This window comes from Streptomyces sp. SBT349, from assembly GCF_001083795.1.
Taxonomy (GTDB): Bacteria; Actinomycetota; Actinomycetes; order Streptomycetales; family Streptomycetaceae; genus Streptomyces.
The window spans coordinates 1-2,881 of record NZ_LAVK01000562.1 but is presented as its reverse complement, the minus strand read 5'-3'; the positions used below and the strand labels follow the sequence as shown (position 1 = coordinate 2,881).

The 2,881-nt window shown below is 74.0% G+C and carries 1 protein-coding gene; it reads left to right on the top strand.

Going from position 1 to position 2,881, the window contains the following annotated elements:
• Nucleotides 1-66 precede the first annotated feature (66 nt).
• Nucleotides 67-2,691 carry a DUF7594 domain-containing protein gene (locus tag ADY01_RS34585; protein ID WP_053171525.1) on the top strand — a complete coding sequence of 875 codons (2,625 nt, stop codon included), beginning with the start codon at nucleotides 67-69 and terminating at the stop codon, nucleotides 2,689-2,691.
• Nucleotides 2,692-2,881 lie beyond the last annotated feature (190 nt).

Sequence of the window (2,881 nt, the reverse complement as noted above, 5' to 3'; positions counted from 1 at the left end):
GGGGTGCTGGCCCGGGCCGGGGGGGCCCCCGCGGCCCAGGGGGGGGGGCGGACCCCCCCCCCCGGCATGACCGCCGAGGAGCTGCCGACCTGGCAGACCAACGGCATCGTGTACGCGCTCGCCGAGGCGGACGGCGTGGTCTTCGTCGGCGGCACCTTCTCCACGGTCAGGCCGCCGGGCGCGGCCTCCGGCACGCAGGAGCGGCCCGCGGGGAACTTCGTGGCCCTGGACGCCGCGACGGGCGCGCCGATCGACTGCGACCTGTCGTTCACCGTCGGCTCGGGCGGCGCCACGGTGCGGTCCCTCGCCGTCTCGCCCGACGGCCGAACCCTGTACGCGGGCGGCACGTTCGGCTCGGTCAACGGCGTGGGCGCCTCCAGCGTGGCCGCGTTCGACCTCGGGAACGCCTGCGCCCGCGTCCCGTTCCCCGTCGCGGCCAACGGCATCGTCCGCGCCATCGCGGCATCCGACGACCGCGTCTACCTGGGCGGGGACTTCACCCAGCTCAGCGGGCAGGGCAGGTCCCGCTTCGGCGCCGTCGACCTCGCGGGGCAGCTCACCGGCTGGGAGGCGGACGCGGACGAGATCGGCAAGGCCATCGCGCTCACCCCCGACGGCGAGAGCGTCGTCCTCGGGGGCAACTTCTTCGAGATCAACGACGCCAACTCGCACGCCCTGGCCGTCGTGGACGCCGACACCGGCGCCAACGTCCGCACCTACCCGCTGCCGTTCATCGAGACCAGCTCGACGGTCCAGGCCCTCGCCGTCGACGAGAACGGGATCTACACCGCCAACGAGGGCACCGGCGGCTTCGACGGCAGGATCGCGCTCGACCCGGCCACGTTCGACCAGAAGTGGCGCGACACCTGCCTGGGCGCCACCCAGACGGTCGCCGTCCACGCCGAGGTGCTGTACAGCGGGCACCACGCGCACGACTGCTCCAGCATGGGCCAGTTCCCGAACCAGGCCCGCTACCACCTCTTCGCCCAGTCGGTGCACGACCCCGAGCTGCTCGGCTGGTTCCCCAACACCAACGACGGCCTCGGCGAGCAGCTCGGGCCGCGCGTGATGACGGTCGCCGACCACCCGGGCGACGACCGTGAATTCCTGTGGGTGGGCGGCGGGTTCACCACGGTCAACGGTCAACCGCAGTGGGGTGTCACCCGGTTCGCCACCGGGCCCGACACCGGCGCGCCGTCCGTTCCCGAGACGCACGCGGCGAGCCTGGTGCCGGGCCGGGCCGACGTGACCTGGGCGCCGAGCCTGGACCTGGACGACAGCCTGCTGACCTACCGCGTCTACCGCGACGGCGGGAGCCAGCCGGTGCACACGGCCCAGGCCGAGTCGCTGCCCTGGCGCAGACCCCAACTCACGTACGCCGACACGGATGTGACGGCCGGGGAGACCCACAGCTACCGCGTGACCGCCACCGACGGCGCGGGCAACACCAGTGCCCTGTCGGCGCCGGTGAACGTCACCGTGGCGGGCGACGGCCAGCCCTACGCGGACGAGGTCCTCGCCGACGACCCGGTCCTCTTCTGGAATTTCGACGAGACCGCGAACACCTTCGCCTCCGACGCCTCGGGGAACGGCGGCAACGGCATCCACCGCGGCGCCCCCGAGCGCGGCGCGGCCCCGCCGGCCGTGCCGGGCCCCGGCGCCGCCGCCATCGGCTACGACGGCACCGACGCGTACACCTACAGCGACCGCACCTACGCCGGAATGACGCGGTACACGCTGGAGACCTGGTTCAGCACCACGACCGACAGGGGCGGCAAGCTGATCGGGATGGGCGACCGCATCCTGGAGCTCAGCTCGCGCCGCGACCACAACATCTATATGCGCGACGACGGGCGCCTGGTGTTCGGCGTCTACACCAACACCTACCGGACGATCACCAGTTCGGCTTCGTTCAACGACGGCGACTGGCACCATGTCGCCGCCTCGGTCGGAGCCAACGGCATGCGGCTGTACGTGGACGGCGAGCAGGTCGCCGGCCAGCAGACGGTCACCGCGGCCAGGAACGTCACCGGGTACTGGCGCACCGGGGGCGACAGCCTCTCCGGCTGGCCCAACCGCCCCGACAGCGACTGGTTCGCCGGCCGCCAGGACGCCACGGCCGTCTACCCCGCGCAGCTGTCCGCCTCGCGGATCGAGGAGCACTACGAGGCGGCGTCACTGCCGACCGACACGGTGACCGCGCTCGCGCCGACCGCCGACACCTATGTCAACGGGGCGGCGCCGACGGCCGGTCACGGCACGCACCAGCAGCTCGCGGTGCGCGGCACCCCGGCCTATGAGAGCTATCTGGCCTTCGCGCTGCCCGAGGCGCCGCCCGGCACCGTGCTCGAGAACGCGGCGCTGCGGGTACGGGTCAGCGGAGACGCGGCGGCGGGCTCGGGGGACGAGTTCGCGGTGCGGCCGGTCACCGGCGCCTGGACGGAGGCCGCCACCACCTGGGCGACCAGACCCACGCTCGGCGCCACGGTGCTGGGCACCCTCAGCGCGCCCGACGCGCTGGGCGGCGTGTACAGCGTGCCCATCGACCTGGCCACGGTGAACGGCGCGCTCGGCGAGGAGTTCGACCTCGCGCTCACCAGCTCCGGAGCCGACAGCCTGTGGCTGTGGGCCGAGGAGGCGCCCCAGACCGCGAACCGGCCCCAACTGCTCCTCACCTTCGGGGCACCCTGATGCGGCGCCCTGCCCCGCGGGGTTCCCTGGGCGCCCTCCTGGTCGCCGCCCTGCTCAGCGCCGCCCTGCTCAGCGCCGTGCTCACCGCGTGCGGCGCGCGTCGGGGGCTCCCGGTACCCCTGCGGCGTGTACGTCACCGGCGCGCGGGGCACCGGCGCGCCCGGCACCGGCGTGTGAGGCGGCGCGAGGG

Coding starts and splice junctions, on each gene's coding strand:
- ADY01_RS34585 (WP_053171525.1), top strand. CDS start 67: ATGACCGCCGAGGAGCTGCCGACCTGGCAGACCAACGGCATCGTGTAC.